The organism is Pseudomonas agarici, from assembly GCF_900109755.1.
Lineage (GTDB): Bacteria > Pseudomonadota > Gammaproteobacteria > Pseudomonadales > Pseudomonadaceae > Aquipseudomonas > Aquipseudomonas agarici.
On the sequence record NZ_FOAR01000011.1, the window covers coordinates 103961 to 128032 of the forward strand.

General features: G+C 61.4%; 18 protein-coding genes. 9 read left to right on the top strand and 9 right to left on the bottom strand.

Annotated elements, in window-relative coordinates:
• Positions 1 to 94 precede the first annotated feature (94 nt).
• On the bottom strand, positions 95 to 985 hold the full coding sequence (locus BMX68_RS12475; protein ID WP_017133177.1) for a LysR family transcriptional regulator: 891 nt from the start codon (positions 983 to 985) through the stop codon (positions 95 to 97).
• Between the two features lie 125 nt (positions 986 to 1110).
• Between BMX68_RS12475 and BMX68_RS12480 the strand changes: the two genes are divergently transcribed.
• The 5 genes from BMX68_RS12480 (at position 1111) to BMX68_RS12500 (ending at position 8698) form a co-directional block, all read left to right on the top strand.
• On the top strand, positions 1111 to 1971 hold the full coding sequence (locus tag BMX68_RS12480) for an HpcH/HpaI aldolase/citrate lyase family protein (protein ID WP_017133178.1): 861 nt from the start codon (positions 1111 to 1113) through the stop codon (positions 1969 to 1971).
• Between the two features lie 233 nt (positions 1972 to 2204).
• The gene (locus BMX68_RS12485; protein ID WP_017133179.1) at positions 2205 to 3065 is read left to right on the top strand and encodes an amidohydrolase family protein; all 861 of its coding nucleotides are present in this window, start codon (positions 2205 to 2207) and stop codon (positions 3063 to 3065) included.
• A 61-nt stretch (positions 3066 to 3126) separates the two neighbouring features.
• Positions 3127 to 4584, top strand: a complete 1458-nt coding sequence (locus tag BMX68_RS12490; protein WP_211208502.1) for an MmgE/PrpD family protein — start codon at positions 3127 to 3129, stop codon at positions 4582 to 4584.
• Positions 4585 to 4763: 179 nt separating this feature from the next.
• Positions 4764 to 6593 carry a gamma-glutamyltransferase family protein gene (locus BMX68_RS12495; protein WP_176987692.1) on the top strand — a complete coding sequence of 610 codons (1830 nt, stop codon included), beginning with the start codon at positions 4764 to 4766 and terminating at the stop codon, positions 6591 to 6593.
• Between the two features lie 182 nt (positions 6594 to 6775).
• Positions 6776 to 8698: a HAMP domain-containing methyl-accepting chemotaxis protein gene (locus tag BMX68_RS12500; protein WP_017133182.1), complete on the top strand. Its 1923-nt coding sequence runs from the start codon at positions 6776 to 6778 to the stop codon at positions 8696 to 8698.
• Between the two features lie 178 nt (positions 8699 to 8876).
• On the opposite strand, the gene BMX68_RS12505 is transcribed toward BMX68_RS12500, so the two are convergent.
• From BMX68_RS12505 to BMX68_RS12540, 8 genes are all read right to left on the bottom strand, one after another.
• Complete coding sequence (locus tag BMX68_RS12505; protein WP_017133183.1) at positions 8877 to 9356, bottom strand: CesT family type III secretion system chaperone; 480 nt, start codon at positions 9354 to 9356, stop codon at positions 8877 to 8879.
• 12 nt (positions 9357 to 9368) lie between these two features.
• Entirely contained in the window at positions 9369 to 10658 is a 1290-nt protein-coding gene (locus BMX68_RS12510; RefSeq protein ID WP_143063284.1) for a hypothetical protein, read from the bottom strand.
• A 175-nt stretch (positions 10659 to 10833) separates the two neighbouring features.
• Positions 10834 to 11727, bottom strand: a complete 894-nt coding sequence (locus tag BMX68_RS12515) for an NAD-dependent epimerase/dehydratase family protein (RefSeq protein ID WP_017133185.1) — start codon at positions 11725 to 11727, stop codon at positions 10834 to 10836.
• Between the two features lie 125 nt (positions 11728 to 11852).
• The gene (locus BMX68_RS12520; protein ID WP_060783530.1) at positions 11853 to 12749 is read right to left on the bottom strand and encodes a LysR family transcriptional regulator; all 897 of its coding nucleotides are present in this window, start codon (positions 12747 to 12749) and stop codon (positions 11853 to 11855) included.
• Between the two features lie 161 nt (positions 12750 to 12910).
• Positions 12911 to 14338, bottom strand: coding sequence for a hypothetical protein (locus BMX68_RS12525; protein WP_017133187.1), 1428 nt, complete (start codon positions 14336 to 14338; stop codon positions 12911 to 12913).
• 60 nt (positions 14339 to 14398) lie between these two features.
• Positions 14399 to 15370 (bottom strand): lytic transglycosylase domain-containing protein, encoded by a 972-nt coding sequence (locus BMX68_RS26655; RefSeq protein WP_017133188.1) that lies wholly within the window; start codon positions 15368 to 15370, stop codon positions 14399 to 14401.
• Between the two features lie 45 nt (positions 15371 to 15415).
• Positions 15416 to 17683, bottom strand: coding sequence for a type III effector HrpK domain-containing protein (locus BMX68_RS12535; protein WP_074862232.1), 2268 nt, complete (start codon positions 17681 to 17683; stop codon positions 15416 to 15418).
• 79 nt (positions 17684 to 17762) lie between these two features.
• A complete protein-coding gene (locus tag BMX68_RS12540; RefSeq protein ID WP_017133191.1) occupies positions 17763 to 18299 on the bottom strand; it encodes an RNA polymerase sigma factor in 537 nt (178 codons plus the stop codon).
• A 248-nt stretch (positions 18300 to 18547) separates the two neighbouring features.
• Between BMX68_RS12540 and sctW the strand changes: the two genes are divergently transcribed.
• The 4 genes from sctW to BMX68_RS12560 are packed head-to-tail and all read left to right on the top strand — an operon-like array spanning position 18548 to position 24071.
• Positions 18548 to 19642: a type III secretion system gatekeeper subunit SctW gene (sctW, locus tag BMX68_RS12545; RefSeq protein ID WP_017133192.1), complete on the top strand. Its 1095-nt coding sequence runs from the start codon at positions 18548 to 18550 to the stop codon at positions 19640 to 19642.
• Positions 19642 to 21744, top strand: a complete 2103-nt coding sequence (sctV, locus tag BMX68_RS12550) for a type III secretion system export apparatus subunit SctV (protein WP_017133193.1) — start codon at positions 19642 to 19644, stop codon at positions 21742 to 21744. The genes sctW and sctV overlap by 1 nt, the downstream gene beginning before the upstream one ends.
• Before the next feature lie 21 nt (positions 21745 to 21765).
• Positions 21766 to 22725, top strand: a complete 960-nt coding sequence (locus BMX68_RS12555; protein WP_026013309.1) for an FHA domain-containing protein — start codon at positions 21766 to 21768, stop codon at positions 22723 to 22725.
• On the top strand, positions 22722 to 24071 hold the full coding sequence (locus BMX68_RS12560; protein WP_017133195.1) for a FliI/YscN family ATPase: 1350 nt from the start codon (positions 22722 to 22724) through the stop codon (positions 24069 to 24071). The genes BMX68_RS12555 and BMX68_RS12560 overlap by 4 nt, the downstream gene beginning before the upstream one ends.
• The last annotated feature ends 1 nt before the right edge of the window (position 24072 follow it).

Genomic DNA, 24072 nt, shown 5'->3' on the forward strand with positions numbered 1-24072 from the left:
AGGGCGCGACCGCACGGCGTTGGAATAAAGTTTGAGCTCAGCGACAAGAGATTAAAAATAGTTTTCAATAGCTTCAGAGTGAAATAAAACTGGATTATAACAATTGTCCCACTCGCCCGGATGCCCCTTCGTACAACGCCTCGCAAAACGCATTGATCAGATTGACCTTCGGCGAATTGCGTTTCCACAGCAAGCCAATCGGCCGACGCAAACCCGCGCCCGGTAGCGGCAGTTGCGCCAGTGCATCGAGGTTGGCGTGCAGCGGATGCCAACGTGGCACCAATGACACGCCGAGTCCGCCACCGACCATCGCGGCAATCGCGTCTAGCGCATCGATCTCGAAACGTTCGCGAGGAGCAATACCGGCTTCCAGTAGATAGCGGTCAGCCAGCAAGCCGCCCCATGAACGGCGGTGATAACGAATGAACGGCTCGCTCGCCAGCACTTGATGCGCTTGACGGCCAATCAATTGCGCGGGGGCCAGCACAATGAACGGTTCATCGTACAGTGCGCGCCAGGTGAACTCCTTAGGCAGATCAAAACCAGGCCGTACCATCAAGCCAACGTCGATATCCCCTGCCACCACCTTGCGGTACAGCTCGGTGGACACCGCAGGTTCCAGGTGTGTGTGCAAGTGTTTGTGACGCTCGATCAGCGTCGCCAGCACCCTGGGCACCAGATACGCCAGGGCGGTGGAGATGCAGCCAATGCGCAAATCTCCGGCTATCACATCCAGCGCAGCGATAGCACTCAGGTCGCGGGTACGCCGCACCAGTTCGCCGGCGGGTTCGATCAACGCCATTCCGGCCGCTGTCGCCTGCATGTTGCGCCCGGCGCGGGTCAGCAAGGTCGCACCGATCTCATGCTCCAACGCTTTGATTCGTTGCGCCACGGCAGTGGGCGTGAGATTGAGCAGACGGGCGGCAGCGGCGGTGGAGCCCAGGCGAGCGACTTGGAGGAAGCTTTCCAGATAGCGAGTATCCATAGTGAATTTTTTTTGGACTCTAATTCAAGTAATAGTCACTTTAGTTATCTTCCTCTGATTTGCAATATAGATCCCGTTGCGTCGCCCTTCGGCGTGGCCCATAAGAAGAACACCGAGGATCGTCAATGCGCAGCAAACTCTTCGTGCCCGGCTCGCGCCCCGAACTCTTCGCCAAGGCGTTGGCTTCCAAGGCAGACGCTGTCAGCTTCGACCTGGAGGACGCGGTCGATCCCTGCGCGAAAGACCGTGCGCGCCAATGGCTTTGCGACTTCCTGGGTACCCTAGAGCCCACCGACAAAATCATCGTGGTACGGGTCAACGACTCGTCTTCGCCCCATTACGAGCATGATCTGAGCGCGCTGGTCGGCACCGCGATGCAGGTCATCAACCTGCCGAAAGTCGAATCCGCCGAGCAGATTCAGGCCCTCGCCCAGCGACTCGATGAGCTCGAAACACAGCACGGCATGACCCGTCCCATCGCGATCCTGGCGACTATCGAAACCCCCAAGGGCCTGCGTAATGCAGCGGCCATTGCTGCCGCCAGCCCCAGGGTCAACGGTCTGCAATTGGGCCTGGCCGATTTGTTCGAGCCGCTGGGCATCGACCGCCAGGATCAATGGGCGCTGCACCAGATCCGCCTGAGCCTGCGCCTGGCGGCGGGTGAAGCCGGGGTGGCGACTTACGATTCAGCCTTCGCCCGGATCGACGACCCCCAGGGTTTCAGCGCTGAAGCCGACACTGCCCAGCGCTTGGGTTATGTCGGTAAGTCATGCATCCACCCGACCCAGATCGACCTGGCCAATCAGGCGTTTCTACCCAACGCCGAGCAAATCGCCCACGCATCGCGTGTGGTCGAGGCCGCCGCCAAAGCCGAAGCAGCGGGCATTGGCGCGTATAGGGTCGATGGCCAGATGGTCGACGGCCCCTTCGTGCGCAGCGCCCAGACACTGCTGGCACGAGCGCGTAGCGCCGGCCTGCTCGGCTAGATCGCGGCGCGATACGCGTGAGTGCGGCGACTTCAACGCCGCCGCAAAAACAATAATAGAGAGGTGGCATTGAGCAGCCCGTGAGCGATCATGATTTGCGAGCGGCTCGACGTGAGCGGCAGACCTCATCCGCCTCTGACTGGCAGCCGTCGCCCGCATCGACGGTGCGATCGCCGCCAGGCCGACGCCGCTGTTTGCACCATTGTCGCCCGTCCGCTCCAGGAGCCCTGCTTATGATTGCCTCATCAGTACCTCATTCATCAAGCGTCGAGCGCCCACGGCCAGCGTTGCCGGACAACGCCTGCGATGCCCATTTGCACATCCTCGATGCGCGTTTCGCCCCGGCCATTGCCGGTACGCCAACCCCGACTCACATGACTTGGGATGACTATGGCTTGCTGCAAAAGCATCTGGGCAGCAGTCGCGCGGTGATCGTGCAAGCCAAGCACTACGGCTTTGACAATGCCTGTCTGTTGGATGCCATTGCCCGCAGCCAGGGCAAAGCACGCGGTATCGCCGTGGTCGCGACCGATATCAGCGACCGTGAACTGGAACGTCTCGACCAGGCTGGCGTTCGCGGGCTGCGTTTCAGTTTGTGGAACAACGCCAATGCAGTCGCCTCCTGGGACACCCTCGCGCCCCTGGCGGCCCGGATCGCCGAGCTGGGCTGGCATATCCAGTTGCACGCGGCAGCCGATCAACTCGTGGCGCATGAACGACTGATCGCCCACCTGCCAACACCGCTGGTGATCGATCACATGGGCCGATTGCCGCCCCACGCCGGGCTGGCTCACCCCGCCGCACGGTTGCTACGCCGCTGGCTGGAGGCCGGCAAGACTTGGATCAAATTATCGGGAGCCTATCTGAACAGCGACAGCGGCGCGCCCAACTATGCACCGACGCTGGAGACCGCACGGCAGATGGTGCAATGGGCGCCAACCCGGATGTTCTGGGGCAGTGACTGGCCGCACATCACCGAACAGCACAAGCCCGACGATGCTCAACTGGTCAATCTGCTGAACGACTGGGCCGGTGAACATCGCCAGACCATCCTGGTGGACAACCCAGCCCACTTCTACGGCTTTACCGATTGAACCACGCTTGCCCACGGATTCATCCCTAAAAACAAAAGAAGCTGGAGTGCTCATGCCGTACATGATCAATAGACGTCGCTTGCTAGGGACAATGACCTGCCTGGCCCTGAGCCCGGCCTTTGCATTCGCGCAGGATAAAAACCTTGCGTCTGCACCCTCCCTCGCTGAACAGTTGGCCGACTACGTGGCCGCTATGCAATACGCCAGCCTACCGGCCAACATCGTCGAGCGCGTGAAAGCACACTTCATCGACGCCATGGGCTGCGCGATCGGTGCATTGAACCAGCCACAAGTGCAGAAGGTGCGCGAGGTGGCGCTGGCGATACCGGGCGGCGTATCGACACTGATCGGCAGCACGCGCAAAAGCAACATGGACCTGGCGTCCTTCGCCAACGGCGCGGCGGTACGTTATTTCGATCTCAACGACTCCTACGCCGGGAAAGAAGTCGGGCACCCAAGCGACAACATCACGCCCTGCCTGGCCGTGGCCGAGGCGCAAAAAAGTTCCGGTCAAGCGTTGATCCTGGCCATAGCGCTGGCCTATGAAATCGATTGCCGCCTGCTCGACACGGTGCAAATCAGCGCACGCGGCTGGGATCATCCAAACTTCAGCCTGCCATCCGCCGCGCTGGCGACCGGCAAGCTCATGAACCTCTCAACCCAACAGCTGACCGAAGCCATCAATCTGTCATTCGCCGGGCATCTGGCGATGAACCAGACCCGTCTGCAAGTACTGTCAAACTGGAAGGGCCTGGCTGATGCCGAAGCCGGGCGCACCGCCATTTTTGCCGCTCAACTGGCCCGCGCTGGACTCACCGGGCCTGCGCCGGCATTCGAAGGCAATGCCGGGTTCTTCAAACAAGTGTCGGGACCGTTCACTTTGGACACCGAGCAATTCGGTGGCCGTTCCGGGACCTTCAAGATCGCTGAATGCCAGATCAAACCCTACCCGGCTCAGGCGCTGTTGCAGACCGCGATTGCCGCCGCCGCCAAAGTGGGCAAGGCCATCCCGGACACGGAAAAGGTCAAATCCATCGTCATCGCCACCTCCCATGCCGGCCATCAGTACTCGGCCGAGTCACCCGAAAAATTCGCCCCCAAGACCCGGGAAACCGCTGACCATAGCCTGCCCTACATTGTGGTGCGGGCGATGCTCGACCATGAAATCAAGGACTCCAGCTATTCGGATACAGCGTTAAAGGACCCGCGTCTGGTGGCTCTACTGAAAAAACTCACGGTAGAGGAAGACGATGCCTTGACCCAAATGTCCCCACAACGGCTGCCTACTCGGGTCACGGTGACGCTAAACGATGGCCGGGTCATCAGCGAACAGGTCGATGACCTTCCCGGTTTCGGCGGCAAGCCGCTTACCCGCCTGGGCACCGAGGAAAAATTCCTGCGCTCGGTCAAGGGCATATGGAAAGACAAACAATCCCAGGCGTTTTTTCAAATAGCCTGGAATCTTGACCAGCAACATGACTTGAAGGAACTCTTCAAACACATGGTGACTCTGGCCTGAGCCGTTAATACCACCGCGCCACATAACCTAAAACGTCGGGTGAGCCGGTGCGATTGCCAGATCGCGCCGGGGCCATGGCGCGCAGCCGCTATCCGCGCAACACCCGTGTTGTTTCGCCGTCCCGGCACGGACTATAGTGCCAGGCACGTTCAAGGCAGGAGCCCTACGCAGTGCACTCGATAATTTCCACCCCTCGCCTCTATCTCCGTCCGCTTTGCTCTCTGGCCATCGCGCTCTCGCTTGTCTCCTGCCATGCCCCGCCGCCCACCAGCACAGCCCTGCCCGCTGCCCCGGAAATCGGCACGGGTTATCGCACCGCGATGGTCACGCAACATGCGACCCGACATATGGCGGCTGCCGCCAACCCGCTGGCGGCTGAAGCCGGGCGGGAAATCCTGCGTCAAGGCGGCTCCGCCGTGGACGCCGCCATCGCGATGCAAGCCGTGCTGACGCTGGTCGAACCCCAGGCCACCGGTATTGGCGGCGGCGCATTTATCATGGTCTGGGACGGCAAGCAGGTGCGCGCCTATGACGGACGTGAAACCGCTCCAGCGGGCGCTACCGAGAAGCTGTTCCTGAACCCCGACGGCAGTCCCATGGAGTTTACCCAAGCCCAGATCGGCGGTCGCTCGGTGGGCACCCCGGGGGTGATGCGCGCCCTGGAACTGGCCCACCGCAACAATGGCCGGCTGCCCTGGGCCAGGCTGTTTGAGCCGGCGATCCATCTGGCCGAAGAGGGTTTCCCGATTTCGCCGCGCTTGCACAAACAGATTGCCGCCAGTCCGTTCCTGCCGAAATCCCCCGCCATGGCGGCCTATTTCCTCAACGCCGACGGCAGCCCGAAAGCCGTCGGCACGATCCTGAAAAACCCGCCGCTGGCCGCAGGGCTCAAGCGCATCGCCCAGGAAGGCAGCGACGCGCTCTATAAAGGCACCATCGCCCAAGAGACGGTTGCGGCGGTCAACGGCAGTGCCAACCCTGGCAGCCTGTCGCTGGCCGACCTACAGGGCTACCAGGCTAAGGAGCGCACGCCGATCTGCTCGGACTACAAGCGCTGGAAGCTCTGCGGCATGCCGCCACCATCCTCCGGTGCGATTGCCATCGCGCAGATTTTCGGCACCTTGCAGGCGCTGGAGGCCCGAGACAAAAACTGGGCGCTGCCGCCCCTGGCGCCACTGAAGAGCGCGACCGCAGCCGGTCTTGAGCCGCACCCCCAAGCCGTTCACCTGATCGCCGAGGCCGAGCGACTGGCCTATGCCGACCGCGGCCTGTACGTCGCCGACAGCGATTTTGTCGCGGTACCGGTGGCCGGTCTGATCGACCCGGCGTATCTGGCCCAGCGCGCCACGCTGATCGGCGAACGCAGTCTGGGCAAGGCCGAACCCGGCATACCCGCCGGACTCCAGGTCGCCCTCGCCCCCGACCGCTCGCCCATGCGCATCTCTACCTCGCAGATCGTCGCGGTGGATGATCTGGGCGGAGCCGTGTCCATGACTACCACGGTGGAAAGCTCCTTCGGTTCGCACCTGATGGTGGGGGGCTTTATCCTCAACAACCAATTGACCGACTTCTCGTTTATCCCCAGCGAAAACGGCAAACCCGTGGCCAACCGTGTCGAGCCCGGCAAGCGCCCACGTTCGTCGATGGCGCCGACCCTGCTGTTCGACCGCCAGAGCGGCGAGTTTCTTGGCACGCTCGGTTCTCCCGGTGGTTCGCAAATCGTCGAATATGTCGCCAAGACCCTGGTCGGCCTGCTGGACTGGAAGCTCGACCCACAGGCGGCGATCAACTTGCCCAACTTCGGCAGCCGCAATGGCCCTACCGAACTGGAGCAGGGGCTGTTCTCTCCACAATTGATCACTGCACTAAAGAACAAGGGCCATGAACTCGACGAACCGCAGATGACCAGCGGCACTCAGGCGATCATGCGTGTACGCGATCCACAGGGCGTCAGCTCCTGGGCCGGCGGCGCCGATCCACGGCGCGAAGGCGAGGCGCTGGGGGACTAAATAGCTAACGCGCAAAACAGCACCCTCCACTGTACGTCGTGAAGCACCCGTTCAAGAGAAAAAGGGTTCAGCTATCGGAACTGCCGCCGATACACCCCTTACGAACAAATTCAGCTGGCACTAAAAACAACACCTTCCAGCCACCCGACGAGCAAGCAACACTACGTTCCTGGAGGAATTCAATGAATAGCTGGTTTGCCAATATCAGCATCAACCTGAAACTGGGTCTGGGCTTCGGCCTGGTCCTGGTGCTTACTACTATTCTGGCCCTGACAGGCTGGACCAGCCTCGGTGGCCTGATCGACCGTAGTAACTGGATGAGCGACATCACCCAGCTCAATGCCTCGCTGACCAAACTGCGCGTGGCCCGTTTGCAGTACATGCTGACCAACGGCGACGAGACCGCCGCACAGAACGTGCAGGTCAACCTCGACGCCTTTATCGCCCAGCAGCAGAAATTGCTCGGCAGCTTCAAAAGCCCGGAGAATCTCAAGCTGCTCAACGAGCAGGCCGCGTTCATTGGTAGCTACCAGCAGTCGCTGAACAAAATGCGCGACGCTTATCGCACCGGCAACAGCGCTCGCCAGACCATGGGCGAAAACGCCGAGGTCATCCAGAAACTGATTGCCACGATCCACAACAACGTCCTGCAAATGGCGCCGGACGATGAAGGTCGTTTCGAGCGCTTCCAAGCCATTATCCAGGCCAAGGAACAATTCCACCTGACCCGCTACGAAGTGCGTGGCTACACCGCCAGCAGTACCCCGGATACCGAACAGAAAGCCATCAACCAGCTAAATGAAACAATTGCCGGCCTGAAACAACTCCAGCAGCATTTCAGCAGCAGCCAGCAGAATGAGCTGCAGCAGTTGGAAACACGTCTGGACAATTACCGGGTCGCGGTGCAAGCCTATAAGACTGCCAACAGCGCCGTCATACTGGCGCGCAAGGAAATGACCGACCAGGGCAATGGCATCGTGGCACGCAGCAGCGATCTCTACCAGATCCAACTGGAGCGTCGTGACAGCGAAAGTGCCCAGGCCCGCAACCTGCAATTGGGCAGCACGTTGCTCGCCCTGCTATTCGGCATTCTTGCCGCCGTGGTCATCACCCGCCAAATCAATCGGCCGATCCGCGAGACCCTCGGTGTGGTGGAGCGCATTGCCTCCGGTGACCTGACACAGGAGCTGCTGATCAGCCGCCGCGATGAGTTGGGCGTGCTGCAGCAAGGCATCCAGCGCATGAGCGGCACCCTGCGTGACTTGATCAGCGGCATTCGCGACGGTGTCACCCAGATCGCCAGCGCCGCCGAAGAGTTGTCAGCGGTGACCGAGCAGACCAGCGCCGGGGTCAACAACCAGAAAATCGAAACCGACCAAGTGGCCACGGCCATGCATGAAATGACTGCCACCGTGCAAGAAGTCGCGCGCAATGCCGAAGAAGCCTCGCTCGCGGCGGCGGCGGCAGATGGTGAAGCCCGTGAAGGTGATCGGGTGGTCGGCCAAGCCATTGCCCAGATCGAGCGCCTGGCTGCCGAAGTGCTACGCTCGACCGAGGCCATGACAGTGCTGCAACGCGAAAGCGACAAGATTGGCAGCGTCATGGACGTGATCAAGGCCGTGGCCGAGCAGACCAATCTGTTAGCGCTCAACGCTGCCATCGAAGCGGCCCGCGCCGGTGAAGCCGGACGTGGTTTTGCCGTGGTGGCTGATGAAGTACGCGGCCTGGCCCAACGGACACAGAAATCCACCGAAGAGATCGAAGGCCTGGTGGCAGGCTTGCAGAACGGTACCCAGCAAGTGGCGAACATGATGAACAACAGCCGTGGCCTGACCGATAGCAGCGTCGAACTGACCCGCCAGGCCGGAACCTCACTGGAAAACATCACCCGCACGGTGTCGAATATTCAATCGATGAACCAGCAGATCGCCGCGGCGGCCGAGCAGCAGAGCACGGTAGCCGAAGAGATCAGCCGCAGCATCATCAATGTCCGCGACGTGTCTGAACAGACCGCTGCCGCCAGCGATGAAACCGCCGCCTCCAGTGTCGAACTGGCCCGCCTGGGCAATCAGTTGCAGATGATGGTCAGCCACTTCCGGGTCTGAACCGCCAAAGATCGATAAACTCAGCTACAGGCCTTGTAGATAAAGGGTTGTAGCTGTACCTCCAAGTAGTCGCAGGAGCGTCTTGCCCTGGCCTTATCGTCCACAAGTAATTCGACTCGGGCTGCCGGACCCGATTGACCTTCCAAATGGCCCACCTCGGCGAAACGCTACAAACGCCTTAAGCGAGCGGCACGGCTCCACGCAACGGGGTCTCTTGCGCGGGGCGTGGCGGGGTCTGTTCGCGTGCCGCCAACTCCTCCAGCGTCAGCGCCAGCCAGTTGCCCATCTTGTCGGCCTGCTCCGTGAAACGCTCGAACAGGCGCAGCATGGCACTGTGATCGAGCATGAGGAAGGGTTGACGGCTCCACAGAATGACTTTCTTCTGCTCGACAATCGCCCCGGTCAGGATCGGCGGGTGCTCCAGCCCCAGCAAATTAGCCTGGAGCAGGATGGCCAGGGTCTGCGGGTCATCGAAGCGTTGCTCCGACACGGGCAGCAGGCAACTGACCGTCAGAAAATCATTGGGCGCCTCGCGCCACTCCAGCACCAGGCCGCTCGGCAAAGTCATGACATAGCTGTCTGACAGCTCCAGCGCTCGCTCATCGACGCCCACCTGGTGAAACACCGGGGACAGTACTTGTTTCAACTGGCTCGCCATCGGCTATTGACCTTATCGAGTGATAAAATTGCGCACCCGCGCCATTAATGAGCTGGAACGTTCGCGACGGGCCGGCGGCGTGTCACGGTAGCGAGCACCGTCGTGGGTGGGTACGCGCTCCCGCCGGACGCTGACCGAGGGCGCATGCCGACGCTCCACGGGAGCGGGCGCGTAGTGGGGAATCACCGGTCGCTCGCGGGTACTGAGCGACTCTGCGCGGGCACGCGGCGGCGGAACCCGTCCACGGGAGGCATTGCCGTTGTCCACGGGCGGTCGGTAATGCCGGGCGTCGGTGGGCGGCACCCAACGACGATCGTCCCGAGGCGCAACATAAGGCGTGACGACCGGGCTGCTACGCGTATCGACCGTCTCCGAGCGGCCCAGCGGAGCGGCCGGCACCCTGGACGAGGCGTTGCGCCCACGGGAGCGCTCATTCAGCGACGGAAAATCCAGGGTAGCGACGATCGGTGCCGGTGGCGGGTTATGCGGCACCTCCGTGCCGTCCCAGGGGTTGATACCCAACTGGTCCAGTCGTTTGCGGAATTGGCGCTCCGAAAAATTCTGGTCAATGCGTCTCTCATCTCCCCGACTCGAGTCACCCTCATAGCGCAGCCCCAGGTTCTTCGACGCATGGACCTGTGTATAGAGTTTGGTGTTTGCCAGCAAGAAATCCGTCAGTTGTGCCTTGTCCGATGGCTCGTTCGGTCGCAAACGGGCAAACTCCCTGTCGATCTCCTGTTGGCTGGCCTTGGGGCCGCGTAACAGTTGCTCGCGCTCATCTGGGTTGTAGCGCGGTTGATAACGATACAGAACCTCGGGATGAGCGCCCAGCAACGAAAAATCCTGGCGGCGCAACGCTCGACCGAACTCCGGCCAGGCATCGGAAATCACGGTATTGTTGCTCTCCCGCGAGTCGCCGACCTCCACGAAGACATGGCCAACATCCGCGGCCAGCACAACGGACACCTGCTGGTGTTGATCTTTGGCGCTCGCCAACAGCAACGCATTCACCATGGCCATCTGGTCGCAGTTGCCAGCCCCGAACCGCGCCGCACTCCGCGCAAAGCCGGGGTAGCCTTGACTCTTGTCGGCATCGTAGCTCACGACCGTGCGTTTGAAGGACTCGGCCTGAGTCGCCCGGACATGCCTTCTCTGGTTACCCGAACCGTAATTGAGGATTCGCCAAGTGTCGTCGATGGCCTGGTTGGATAGCAGCAGCGCATTCATCTGCGCTACGGGCACGGTGACCGTAGCCTTGAAATGCTGCGGGTCGCCTGGGGCCAAGACTCGGCGTGCCGACACTGTGTGATTGCGATCACCGGTGTTGAAATATCGGGGATCGCCCCTAAAAGTTAAACCCGTCGATAGAGGCATGAGATTGATTCGAGAGGAGTAGAACGCTGCTGAGTGGTTCTAGCACGCAAACTGGTTCCATCCCCATCCTATCGAATCATGCTCGATACCGACCCATCGTCAGTCAAATCATCTCGTTCAGGATCCACTCGGTGACCGAGGTGCGCTTCGGTGCCCAACCCAGCCACTCGCGGGCATTGGTGCCGCGCACCCGGCTGTTGGAGCCCAGGGCGTAGTTGGCCATTTCATACCCCCACTCGGCTTCGGCATCCGCCAGCGGCCAGTCTTGTGGTTCGCCCAGGTTCAGGGCCTTGGCCATCGCGGTGGTCATATCGATAAACGCCGCTTCACCGCTTTCGACGAAATAGAACGTACCCGCCGGACTTTTCTGCAGAGCCAGCAGGTACAGCGCTACCACATCTTCGATATGCACATTGGACCAGATGCTCGCGCCGCTGCCGACATGGCGCACCACACCACTCTTGCGAGCCTGTGCCAACAAGCGCGGTAACTGCACGCTGTCGCGGCTCACGCCCAAGCTGTGACCGTAGATCAAGGTATTGCACAACACCGCCGAACGCACACCGGACTTCGCCGCGGCGAGAACCAGGTTGTCGATGGCTACGCGGGCCGCCTTGTCGACAGTCGGCTGCGGCAGGTTGTTCTCGTCATAGACGATATCACTGGCCTTGCCGCCGGCTGCGTCGCCGACGATGCTCGAACCGCTGGTGTGCAGGAACACTTTGTCGGAACCGCGCAGGGCGTCGAGCAAAGCTTCGACCGCACCGCGATGGTCACTGCTGGCAGCGTTGATCACGGCATCGGCCTGACGCGCCTGCTCGGCGAGCAAGCGGCTGTCGTCCAGGGTGCCGAGCACCGGGGTGATCCCCAAGGCGTGCAACTCTTCGGCCTGTCCGGCATGGCGTACCAAGCCGCTGACCCGATGGCCAGCCGCGACCAGCCCGGTGGCGATGGAACCGCCGATAAAGCCGGCGGCGCCGGTAACAAATACGTTCATGGAAAAACTCCGTGCGTGGATAAGTGATGGGATGAGTATCGGTGACTTATCCGTGCCGAATAACCCTATTATTTCCAATTTACTCTTGCGTCGGAGTCACGAATCATCGGCGCGAGACCCCTGAGTCAGCTTGCATACCTGGCCAGCTTGCCTTGGATAAAGTCGAGGAAGCATTGGATGCGCAAGGCCAGCCGCGAGTTACGGTAGTACACCGCATGGATCGGCTGGCGATAGCCGCTGTTGGCTGGCGCCAGGATCACCCGTAGGCGACCGGACCGGATGTCCTCGCAGGTCATAAAATGCGACAGGCAGGCAATGCCTTGCCCCTCCAGCGCCAACTGACGCAAGGTCTCGCCGCTGGATGCGCTGATGCTCGGCTGGATTGGCCAACGATCCCCCTGGGCATGCCGCAACGGCCAGTGGTTGAGACTCTCGGCCTGGGTGAAGCCAAGTAGTGTGTGCGCGGATAAGTCATTGACGCTGACCGGTACACCATGACGCTCCAGGTACGCGGGGCTGGCGAGGATATTCAGCGGGCTGCTGCCCAGCGGACGGGCGTGCAAGGTCGAGTCCGCCAGATTGCCGATACGAATAGCGATATCCGTGCTCTGCTCCAGCAGATCGATGATCAGGTCGTTGCTGTTGAGTTCCAGTTGGATATCCGGGTACAGCTCGCGAAACTCGGCGATATACGGCACCACTGCGTGCAGCATGAAGGGCGACGCGGCGTTGATCCGCAAGCGCCCGGCCGGCGTGCGCTGCCGCAGGGACAGGCGCTCTTCCAACTCGTCCATCTGCTCCAGGATCTGCTTGGCCCGCTCGAAGAAAAACTTGCCCTCCTCGGTCAGGTCCATGCGTCGGGTGGTGCGATTGATCAGCGTGGTATCGAGCTTGGCTTCCAGCCGCGACAAGCAGCGACTGACCGCCGACGGGGTTTGGCCGATCTGCTCAGCCGCCGCTGAAATCGAACCGCACTCAATCACGCCGACAAAGATCTGCAACTCATCGGATCTGGCTTTCACCTTGACCCCTCATCCGGAAACAGGCCTGATAGTAGCCGTATGTGGGGTAAAAGGAACCAAGGAAGAGCTCGAAGCCGTGCGCAAGTACTTCGTCTTTGCCTGAATAGCGCCTGCGATGCTTACCGGCCGCGTCGGCAGCCGGAGGCTGATGCACAAACGAGTCAGACTGCCGGGTCGTTGGGGTTGGGCGCCGCCGGGCGATTACGAAGTCTCGAGTTGTTGACCATGCCCGCCAGTCTATCGGCCCCAGACGACGCGGCACCACCAATCTCGTTAATCACGTGGCTCACGCCTTGCTTGACCTCCGTGTAGCTTGAACTGATCTGTCTGCTGGCGGACTCGGCCTTGGCCACCACCTCGGCGTGCACTTGCTTGGCGATAGCCTGAGCCTTGGGCGGTAAGTCTTCCTGCAACACCTTGACCGCGCCGTCGCTGGCCGGCCCGACCAGGGTCGCGGTCGCTCCGAAAGCGGCAAAAGCCAGCGCCGACATGACAACGTTGGCCAACTGGTCTAATGCGACCCCCTTCACGAGAGAAAGACCAGCCTCGGTCGCGGCCCCCTTGACCGCGCTACGCACCTCCCCAGCAAGGGCAAAACCACCGCCCAGGGCTAGGCCATTATTGGCCAGACTACTCATGGAAATCGCCGCGCTAGCGGATTTCAGAGCGTCGGTCATGATGTCCACTGGCAGCTTCGCTATACGCTTGAGAGCGCTGGTTAAAGGATCGACACGGGGGTTACAATCCCTCAGCTTCTGGTACTGCTCTTTCCAGTCCTGACGCCCGAACAAGTACTCGGGACCAGCCCGATGCGCCTTTAAGTCAAACGAGCGCGAGATGATATTCGAACCGGCACCTGCCACCATCCCACCCAGCGCGGTCACTCCAGTATCCACCGCCGCCGCCGTATTCGAGCCTTCGGTGGCGGTCAAGCTGGTGTTGAGTATGCCGCGCACCACATTACGCACGGTAAAGGTCTGAAGCGCTAAGGCGCTCTGCCCTGCCTGGATGAGGCGGTTTTCCGAGGCCTTGGCCTTCTGCGCGGCCTGCATTACAGGTTCGAGTTTTTCGGTCGGTGCCTTGAACCAGAACGCATCATGGGTTGCTCTCGACAATAGGCCGTTACCGACCACGTCCAATGCACCAGAAACGGTGCCGGCGATTAAACCGGCATAGGCTGGACTGTTGGCCGCATCGGCGGAAATCCCTGGCACCTTGTCGAGCAACACCGTAGCGACGGCAAACGGGATACTGCCCACCGCCCCATGAACCGGTATCGTGACCCTATCCATGCCATTGGCCTTGCTCAGCATGCTCTCGACATCGGCAGCAGTCTGGCCCAGCTGCTGCAGTTCCTTGGCGCGATCATTGATCAGTGCGTCAAGAAAGCCCCCGTTATCCACGGTCCTGTGCGGCTCGAAAACATCGGCCATCTTCTGCTTTAGTCCTTCCAGGTTTTGCGTCGCGCTGAGCTCGACCCGCCCGGCGGCAGACGTCTGCGCCAGCGGTTGCATTTCCACGTCAGACGCGGAATGTGCGAGCCGCTGCGCAATGCTCGGGTGATGTGCTCCGGTGGAGGAAATAGTCATTGGCGTCTTGCCTCATTTTGTTATTTTAGAATTTCCGTTCAATCAAATGTCAACCGGCCGTCAGGCCGGCAACTGTCCTTTGCCGCTGCCGATGATCTCGGCGAATTTCAGTACATCGGCCGGGTAGCTCGAACTGCCGACGCCGCCGGTATCGGCCAGATTACGCGTGTTGACCTTGTCGGGACCGGAGTTGTAGGCCCGCAGCGCAGCGCCGATATTGCCGCTGAACGCCTTGGCCTGATCGCGCAGATAAAGCGCACCGGCCAAAATGTTGTCGTGAGCGTTATTGACGTTGGCGTTACCCAGCAGGCCGGGGTTTTCTTTCTTCAGGCCAGCGAAGGTGTCGGCGTTGATCTGCATCAGGCCGGCATCGGTCTTGCCGTTGACGTTGGTGCTGGCGGCGCCCAGGTTGCCTCGCGATTCGGCCCAGATTTGCCCAGCGATGACCTTGGCCGGCATGCCGGTGGCCTTGGCCGCGTCGAGGATATCCGCACGATAGGGTTCCAGTTGCTTGGGCAGGTGCAGTTCACCACCGCTGCTCAGGCCACCGGCATTGTCCACCGCGCCCGCGCCACCGGCGCCAGATGCCGGAGCACCGCCACTCGCGCCTTTCACTGGCGAACCACCGCCGGCATCGCCAACACCACCGCCACCGCCATTCTGCGCCGGCGCCACCGAGTCGTCAGCGGAGTCGTCGTCCTGCTGGGGCTTGAGCATCGCCTGCAACCACTGCATCACCGCCTTCTGAATCACCTGCAGCAGTTGATCGAGGATATCCGGCTGCTGGGCCTCACCCGCACCGCCGACGGCGCCGACTTTGTTCGGGACATCCGGCGGCGCAAAGTTCACCGGGTTCTGCGGCTGGGCGGCGAAGATCCCCATGGCGCTAGGGTCCGGGCTCTGGTTGGCGCTCTGGCCGCTGTCCAGGCCGTGTTCATGCCCGCCAGGCCGGCCAAGGTTTGCCAGCTCGGAATCGAACCTATTGGCAATATCTTGCACAGCCGTGCGAACCGGAGAAATCGATAAGCTCATGGTCCTGCTCCTCTGCTCGATGGCATCAGTCACTAAGGATTTACATTAATGCGCCCGAGGGATACCAAATTGGTCCAGGGTCGGATCGACGTTGTGATCGAACTGTTTCTGCGCGTGGTGTTTCCTGACCGCTTCGATGATTGCCATGATGCCCAAGCCCAGGCTCATGGCTGCATCGACTAGCCAGCCCACTGGTCCGGCCGCCGCGCCCATGGCGGCTACCGCCCCCATACCGACTGCTTCACCGACTATGGCCCCGGCAATACGCCCACCGATGGAGACGGCCATACGCCCCAGCCCGACCGAAGCCTCACGCCCGGCCATCTTCCCGGCAGTCTCGATACCGTTCTTGGCGGCCGACAGCCCCGACTTGGTGTTGTCGTAGCCGCTCTTGATCTGCTCGGCCTTGCTGGTCGATGGCGCGGTATCGGTATCGGTACCCGGATCGGACATGCCTTCGAGCAGTTCGCGGCCCTTCTTCGATTGCTGCAACTGATCAACCGTGGTGTTCATGTAGCTGTCCTGCCGAGCGCTAACAAAGTCATCGGGCAGTACGCTGTCATAAGCCGCCTTGCGCGCATCGACGGTTTGTACGGAGTCGCCGACATCGGCCTTCTTCTGCCCCAGCAGTTGCTTGAGCGCACCGCCTTCGCTGAAGTTGGCTTCATAGGACTGCTTGAGCTTGGCCTGTACCTGCGGCTGCCCACCGATCACTTGCTGCGCGCTGGGCAACTGGGCTTGCGGGCCCAGCAGATCCTGTTGCATCTGTAGCTGTGCCGAAAGGCCGGTGATCGCGCCCGTGTAGTCAGCCTTGCTGCTATCGCCCTTGGCCTGACGGTCGGCGGTGTTCATATCGTTGCGTAGCGCCTGGCCACTAGTCACCTGTTGCAACTGGCCCTTGACTGCCTTGTCCAGGGCCGGGTCACTCGCCACCAAGGCGCGTTCCTGGCTCGGCACCGCCTGCTTCATGTAGGCCTGGACATCAGGGTCGGCTTGCAACTGGGCGATCTTTTCCGCCAGCGCATCTTCGGTCTTGCCGGTCTTGTGCAGGTCGCGACCAGCCACCACGCTTTGCTGGGTCTGCTGTAGCTTGACCATGACCGCGGCTTTCTGCGCGCCGGTGTAGTTCTGTGGTTGCTCGAAAACGTCCTTGCCCAGCTTGCTGATGTCGGTTCCGGCTACAGCGTTCAAGGTCGCCGCATCACTGAGCATGGAGGCGAATTCGCCACCGTTGGTCGGTGCCTGCTTCTTCACCCAGTCGCCGATATTTGCCGCGTCGAACAATTTGTCCGGACCATGGGTCGCCAAGCCACGACCGGATAATCCGCCCTGGTCGAGCATGTTCAGAAAGCCCGGTTGAGAGAAGGTCTTCGCCGATTGCTTGAGAGCACCGGACAGACCCGGATTGCTCTTCTGCAAGGCTTGTAGGCCGTCGGCACTGGTCTCGCCGTTAATCTTGGTTTCGCCTTCCGTCCCAGCGCCATGGTGGGGATCGGCCGCCGCGGTGAGCGGGGCGTTGGCTTTCAACAACAAGGCTGAACGGACCATCTGCAAGGACTGCGGATCAGCGTCGGGGTGATCCTTCTGGTAATGCGCAAGATCCTTGGCCGCACTATCGGCGGCACCCTGCATCTTCTTGGCGAACGCCTTGAGGTCGCCATCGGTGATCTTGCCATCGGCCTTGCCACCATGCTTGGCGGTGTCGATGGCGGTCTTGATGGCCGGGTTGTCGTTGATGAACTTCATCGCCTTGGCCCCATCAGGGCCTTTCTCCAAGGCCATGCGCGCGGCGGCGATCGGTCGATTGAGCTCTTTCTCTGCCTGCAGGCGCTGATCGGGCGGCAGGTTCGCCACCATCGGTGCCCAGCGCTCCAATTCCTTGGGCGAGGAGTACTTCGAATCGTCGAGAAAGGCGGCTTCCGGGCTCGGTGCGGCGGCAGGTGGCGAACAATCGTCGCTCCTGGCCGCCGGCACAGCGGTGAGGGCTTGTGCCGCCTGACATGCACCGGCTGCCTGCGCGGGTTGAGCAGCCGTGGCCGGAGCCTTGTCCGGTCCCTGGCCTTCGGGTTTGGCATTGCCACCACCCAACAGCCGCCTCAACAGTTGGCTGATCATGCTCTGCAGTTCATCGGCCTGATTGACGGGCGGGTGCTGCCCAAAGGTATGGCACGTAAACTGCGCGCCGAACTCAAATCCTTGCAGGCTAGCGCGTTTGAGCGGATCCGCCGACGGATCGACCGACGGTTCTGTTGACATGTCGGCGCCCGACATCGGAGCGCCACTACCGGAAAAGGGTGTATTGGAGATTCGCATGAGAGGTCGCCATAGTCAGTCGAACATATGGTTATGTGGCGCGATTGGCCCAACCGGTTCCAATCTGCTGACAATTGCTTCAAAACACCCCGGGAACGCTACGTTTAAGTTGCTCGCGGGCCCGTGACAGTCGTGAGCGGACGGTGCCGATCGGCACCCCAAGGCTCTGGGCCGTGTCTTGGTAATTGCCGTCCATTTCCAAGCTGACTTGAATCACCTGCCGCATGGTCAGCGGCAAGGTAGCGATAGCCCGGACCACTCGCGTCAACTGCCGATGACCGTCAATCTGCGCACCGATATCGACGCCATCGGACAGTTCCATTTCTTCACGATCTTCCCAACGCTCATGCAGCGGCTGCTTGTATTGGCGGCGAAAATGGTTACGGATCAAATTCAGGGCAATACCACACAGCCAGGTCTGCGGTCGGGAATCGAAACGGAACTTATGCTCGTTGCGTAGCGCCTCAAGAAAGGTGCCTTGCAAGATATCTTCCACGTCGTCGGGGTTCATCACCCGCCGCTTGATGAACGCTCGTAGCTTTTGCACCTGTTCGGTGTCGAGCTGACGAATGCCGGAGGCCTGTGGTGAATGGGTAATCAAATCGCTGGAGAACATTGGAGATAAACCATTTCAGAATGTGTCCAACATCTGTAGCGATTTGTATGCCATCTGATACTTAAAAATAACTCTTTGATTTTAATAGATTTTATTTTTTGTTACTTAAGGTTTCATTGCAAAAAATTGCACAAACCACCCTTCCGAGTACAAGGTTTATTGCACAAACCTGCTCACCAGAAAGCGTGAATGGAACCGGATCAGGCGCCTGACCACTCATGGGTTATTGCCCCACGAAGTTATGCTCCATGAAGATCGTCGCTCCGACCCTCTCGCCCATCTCGCTACCGAGCCTGACCGCTCCGGCCAAGTCGGCGGCACTGATTGCGCAAAGCACGCCGCACCAGGACAACTCGGCACGGCAGGTCACCCGCTTTGCTTCAGCCCTGGTGCAGCAGAGCCTCAGCCTGAGCCAGCGTGAGCTGATGGCCAGCAGTACCGCCCTGCAATCGAAGGCAGTCAAGCTCGGCGAGCTGTATCAGTTGCTGATGGGTACTCAAGACAGGGGCCTCGACGAGGCCGCTAGGGCGTTGCGACGCCAGTTGAAAAACCAGACGGCGAGCCTCGCGCAAGTTCTTGCATTCAGTGATGGCGACGCGGCCAAGGCCCATGTGACGCTGCAGGCAGCCGCTAAGCAGGCCCAGGATGAAGGCCACGTCAACGAGCACGTGGTGCTGAGCCAGCAACTCAAGTTGCTGCGCCGCGAACATGGCAGCCGGGCCAGAGCCGGTATGAATACCGCACGGGCTTTCGCCCGCTCCAGCCTGAATCCACGGCGGCGCCAGGGTCTGCGCGACTTGTACTACTCCGGGGTGGTCGGCCAGCAGACCCTCTCCGGCCTGATCGACACGTTACTGGGCATGGAAGAAGGCGAGCGACAATTCGAACCTACCTTGCGCGATCTGCGCGGGGCCATCGCCGACGATCTCGCCGCGTTGAATCCGTCCAGTACCCCGCAGCAGCTGCGCAACCTCATGCACAGCCTGAACACCGCCCGCCATGTCGCCACGCTGCTGCAGAACAGCGAGCACCTGCTGGGCCGCATGCGCGACAAAAACCCGGCCTTGCAGCTCAGCGCGCCAGCCTTTCTCAAGCACCTGCTGGCCCTATCGGGAAAAGGCATGAACCTGCAAGAAACCCTGCAACTGACCCAGCACATCGGCGGCCCGAAACTCAAGCATCAACTGGCCTTTCTCAATGGCTTGCGGCCGATGCTGCAACAGTTGCCGATCCTGCTCTGGCGTGACCTCAAGGCGCGCCAAAACGCCCTCGGCAACCTGCTGTTGCTGATGGCCGAGCTGACCCACCAGGAGCAGAACCTGCCCAAAGGGGCCAACGCCTGATGGATCGAGTGATCAATCTGCTCAACCAGATCGCGCTGGCGGCCATGCGCCGCTCGGAAATCGTCGGGGCCTTCGTCGTACTCGCCATCGTCTTTATGATGATCACGCCGCTGCCGACCGGCTTGGTGGATGTGCTGATCGCGATCAATATCTGCATTTCCTGTCTGCTGATCATGTTGGCGATGCACTTGCCACGTCCCCTGGCGTTCTCGACCTTTCCCTCGGTGCTGCTCATCACCACCATGTTTCGCCTGGCGCTATCGATCTCCACCACGCGCCTGATCCTGCTGAACCAGGATGCCGGGCATATCGTCGAAGCCTTCGGCCAATTCGTGGTCGGCGGCAACCTGGCAGTCGGCATGGTGATCTTCCTGATCCTTACTGTGGTGAACTTCCTGGTGATCACTAAGGGTTCCGAGCGGGTCGCCGAAGTCGGCGCGCGGTTCACCCTCGACGCCATGCCCGGCAAGCAGATGTCCATCGACAGTGACCTGCGCGCCAACCTGATCAGCGTCCAGGAAGCCCGCCGCCGACGCTCCGAACTGGGCAAGGAAAGCCAGTTGTTCGGCGCCATGGACGGCGCGATGAAATTCGTTAACGGCGATGCTATCGCCAGCCTGATCATCGTCGCGATCAACATGATCGGTGGTATCGCCATCGGCGTGGTCCAGCATGGCATGAGCGCCTCTGATGCCGTGCAACTCTACACTGTGCTGACCATCGGCGACGGCCTGATTGCACAGATTCCGGCGCTGCTGATTTCGGTGACTTCGGGGATGATCATCACCCGTGTCTCGAACAACGACACCCCTGGCGTTGAGGCCAATATCGGCCGCGAGATCGCCGAGCAGATCACCAGCCAGCCTAAGGCCTGGCTCATCGCCTCGGTGGCAATGTGCGGCTTCGCTGCCCTGCCCGGCATGCCCACCGCCGTGTTCATCGTCATCGCGCTGATCTGCAGCAGCGGCGCCATACTGCAAATGCAACGGGCCAAGCCCAAGGCGCCACAGGCCCAGCCGACCGTCGTCGCGCCGGAAAACAATGGCAAGGAAGACCTGCGCACCTTTATCCCCAGTCGCCAGTTCCTGCTGCAATTTCACCCACAACAGAACCTGGCGCAGATCGAAGAACTGGTCAGCGAAATCCGTCAACGACGCAACCGCCTGGTGGTGCAGTACGGTCTGACGCTGCCGTCCTTCATCATCGAAGCCGCCGACCACCTGGAGCCTGACGAATTCCGTTTTTCGGTCTACGAAGTGCCGTTGCTCAAGGCCACTTTCAACCAGACCCACGTCGCGGTCGATGCCCAAGCGCTCGATGCAAGCTTGTTCGAGCAGGCGGTGGCCGGCAGCCTCGACCGCCAGGAAAGCCAATGGGTGTGGATGCCCGCCGATGCGCCTCAGCTACAGGTCGAGCAACTGGAAACCGTTAGCGCCAGCACCCTGATCGTCGAACGCATGGAGCGCGCCTTGCAGGCTTGTGGCCCGCAATTTATCGGTTTGCAGGAAACCAAGGCGATTTTGAGCTGGCTGGAATCCGAGCAACCCGAGCTGGCCCAGGAGATGCAGCGGGTTCTGCCATTAGCGCGCTTCTCTGCCGTGCTGCAACGCCTGGCCTCGGAGTGTGTACCGCTGCGGGCGATTCGCGTGATCGCCGAAACTCTGATCGAACACGGCCAGCACGAACGAGATGTCACCGCCCTTACCGACTACGTGCGCATCGCCTTGAAGTCGCTGATCTACAACCAGTACAGCAGCCCCGCAGGTCTGCTGGTGTGGCTACTGACCCCGGAAAGCGAAGGTATCCTGCGCGACGGCCTGCGCCAGACCCAGACCGAAACCTTCTTTGCCTTGAACAGCGAGACCAGCTTGCTGCTGGTGCAGCAACTGCGCATCGCCTTTCCCCTACGCACCAGCGAACGCGCGGTGCTACTGGTGGCCCAGGATTTGCGCAGTCCGTTGCGGACCCTGCTGCAAGACGAGTTCCATCATGTACCGGTGTTGTCGTTCGCCGAAATCAGCAACGCCGCCGAAGTCAAGGTACTGGGGCGCTTCGATCTGGAAGACGATATGCAACCACTGGAGGACGAGTATGCGGCCTGATGATCCAGGGAGTTGTGCATGATGTACGAGCTGCGGGTCTTGAATGGCCTGCACCAGGGTGCCGCGTTGCCGTTGGTGGGCGAACAGTGGTTGATCGGTGCCGACGCCGAGCAGGATCTGGCTCTCTACGATCCTGGCGTGGCACCCCGTCACTGCCGGCTGACGCGTAGCGCCGACGGCTGGACTCTGAACGCCGAAGACAGCCTGATCAACGACGATGAAGGCCATGCCCACCACGTCACCGAGCTGGCACCGAATCAGACCTTCGCCCTGGGCAATGTCTGGTTGTGCCTGGCGCCAGCCGAGGAGGCGTGGCCGCTGGTTCCAGTGGCGAACGGCAATGCTTCCTCCTCGGCGACCTTCGACCCTCAGCCCGATGATTTCACCGCTTCGGCACCGCTGGAAAAGGCCAGCTCCGCCGGCCGATTCAGTCGGCGTCATGCGCTACTCATCGGCGTGTTGCTGAGCGTTCTCGGTGGCGCCTGGGCATGGCATCGCAGCGGTGTCGGACCGACTGTCGAAGCACCGGCACCGCCCATCGACAACCCGACGGTAGCCACGCGCATCGCCCCGCCGGCGCCAGGAAAAACCCGCCTGAGCAGCCGTGACGAAGTCCGGCGTCGGCTTAACACGCTGCTCAGCGATCGCCTGTTGAGCGATGTCCAGATCGTAAACAGTGCCGATGGCCTAACCCTCGAAGGCGGACTCAAGGGCGACGCCCTGTCGGTATACCAACGGATGCTGGAGCGTTTCCACGAGCGCTATGAGTCGTCCATACCGATTGTCGACAACGTGGTTGCGGCGAGCAGCGGCTTGCCCTTCGTGATCGTCCAGGTGATCTCCGGCGCCAACGGCCACCTGGTCACCGCCGACGGCCATCGCCTGTATATCGGCGACGAATTCAACGGCTTGCGCTTGACCCGCATCGACGACCAGCGTATCGAGTTCGACGGCGACCAGCACTACGAGGTGCGCTGGTGACCGCCGCCCTTGCTCATTGGGCTCGCGAGCAGACCGCTCGCCTGACGCAACGCTCGGCAGTACGGATCAGCGGGCGGGTTTCGGCGGTCAACGGCATCCTGCTGGAGTGCCAGATTCCCGCAGCAAAGATCGGTGACCTGTGCGAAGTCAGCAAGGCCGACGGCAGTTGCATACTCGCCGAGATCGTCGGCTTCACCAGCCAGTGCACCCTGCTCAGCGCCTTGGGCACGCCCGATGGCATCCAAACCGGTGCACTGATCCGCCCCCTGGGCATGGCCCATCGGATCGGCGTCGACGACAGTCTGCTGGGCTGCGTGCTCGACGGTTTCGGCAGGCCGTTGCTGGGCGACGGCGAGGGCGCTTTTGCCGGCCCCCATGATACCCGGCACACCACGCCGGTGATCGCCGACGCGCTACCACCGACCCAACGACCACGGATTAGCGCTGCGCTGCCCACCGGCATCCGCGCCATCGACAGCGCTATTCTGCTGGGCGAGGGTCAACGGGTCGGCTTGTTTGCCGGAGCCGGTTGCGGTAAGACCACCCTGCTCGCGGAAATGGCCCGCAACATGGCCTGCGACGTGATCGTCTTCGGCCTGATCGGCGAGCGTGGCCGGGAGCTGCGCGAGTTCCTCGACCATGAGCTGGACGACACCCTGCGTCGGCGCTCGGTGCTGGTCTGCGCAACATCCGACCGGTCGAGCATGGAGCGCGCCCGTGCGGCTTTTACCGCCACCGCTATCGCCGAAGCCTATCGGCAACGCGGCATGAAGGTCCTGTTGCTGATCGACTCACTGACCCGCTTCGCCAGGGCTCAACGCGAAATCGGCATTGCCGCTGGCGAACCGTTGGGGCGCGGCGGCCTGCCACCGTCGGTGTACACCCTGCTGCCGCGTCTGGTGGAGCGCGCCGGCATGAGCGAAAACGGCTCGATCACCGCCCTCTACACGGTGTTGATCGAACAAGACTCGATGAACGACCCGGTGGCCGACGAAGTTCGCTCGCTGCTCGACGGCCATATCGTGCTGTCGCGCAAACTCGCCGAGCGTGGGCACTACCCGGCCATCGACGTCCCCGCCAGCATCAGCCGAATCCTCAGCAACGTCACCGGACGCGAACACCAGCAGGCCAACAACCGCCTGCGCCGGCTGATGGCCGCCTATCGCCAGGTGGAAATGCTGCTACGCCTGGGCGAGTACCAACCCGGTGCCGATCCGGTCACCGATTGTGCGGTGCGGCTCAACGATGCCATTAATGATTTCCTGCGCCAGGACCTGCGTGAACCGGTACCGCTGGAGACCACCCTGGATCTGCTCACCCACCTGACATCGCAGTTGCCCGAGTGAC

What these genes read in the sequence shown, in the direction of transcription:
- BMX68_RS12475 (WP_017133177.1), bottom strand. Translation starts at nt 985, where the DNA reads ATGGATACTCGCTATCTGGAAAGCTTCCTCCAAGTCGCTCGCCTGGGC.
- BMX68_RS12480 (WP_017133178.1), top strand. Translation starts at nt 1,111, where the DNA reads ATGCGCAGCAAACTCTTCGTGCCCGGCTCGCGCCCCGAACTCTTCGCC.
- BMX68_RS12485 (WP_017133179.1), top strand. Translation starts at nt 2,205, where the DNA reads ATGATTGCCTCATCAGTACCTCATTCATCAAGCGTCGAGCGCCCACGG.
- BMX68_RS12490 (WP_211208502.1), top strand. Translation starts at nt 3,127, where the DNA reads ATGATCAATAGACGTCGCTTGCTAGGGACAATGACCTGCCTGGCCCTG.
- BMX68_RS12500 (WP_017133182.1), top strand. Translation starts at nt 6,776, where the DNA reads ATGAATAGCTGGTTTGCCAATATCAGCATCAACCTGAAACTGGGTCTG.
- BMX68_RS12505 (WP_017133183.1), bottom strand. Translation starts at nt 9,356, where the DNA reads ATGGCGAGCCAGTTGAAACAAGTACTGTCCCCGGTGTTTCACCAGGTG.
- BMX68_RS12515 (WP_017133185.1), bottom strand. Translation starts at nt 11,727, where the DNA reads ATGAACGTATTTGTTACCGGCGCCGCCGGCTTTATCGGCGGTTCCATC.
- BMX68_RS12525 (WP_017133187.1), bottom strand. Translation starts at nt 14,338, where the DNA reads ATGACTATTTCCTCCACCGGAGCACATCACCCGAGCATTGCGCAGCGG.
- BMX68_RS26655 (WP_017133188.1), bottom strand. Translation starts at nt 15,370, where the DNA reads ATGAGCTTATCGATTTCTCCGGTTCGCACGGCTGTGCAAGATATTGCC.
- BMX68_RS12535 (WP_074862232.1), bottom strand. Translation starts at nt 17,683, where the DNA reads ATGCGAATCTCCAATACACCCTTTTCCGGTAGTGGCGCTCCGATGTCG.
- BMX68_RS12540 (WP_017133191.1), bottom strand. Translation starts at nt 18,299, where the DNA reads ATGTTCTCCAGCGATTTGATTACCCATTCACCACAGGCCTCCGGCATT.
- sctW (WP_017133192.1), top strand. Translation starts at nt 18,548, where the DNA reads ATGAAGATCGTCGCTCCGACCCTCTCGCCCATCTCGCTACCGAGCCTG.
- sctV (WP_017133193.1), top strand. Translation starts at nt 19,642, where the DNA reads ATGGATCGAGTGATCAATCTGCTCAACCAGATCGCGCTGGCGGCCATG.
- BMX68_RS12555 (WP_026013309.1), top strand. Translation starts at nt 21,766, where the DNA reads ATGTACGAGCTGCGGGTCTTGAATGGCCTGCACCAGGGTGCCGCGTTG.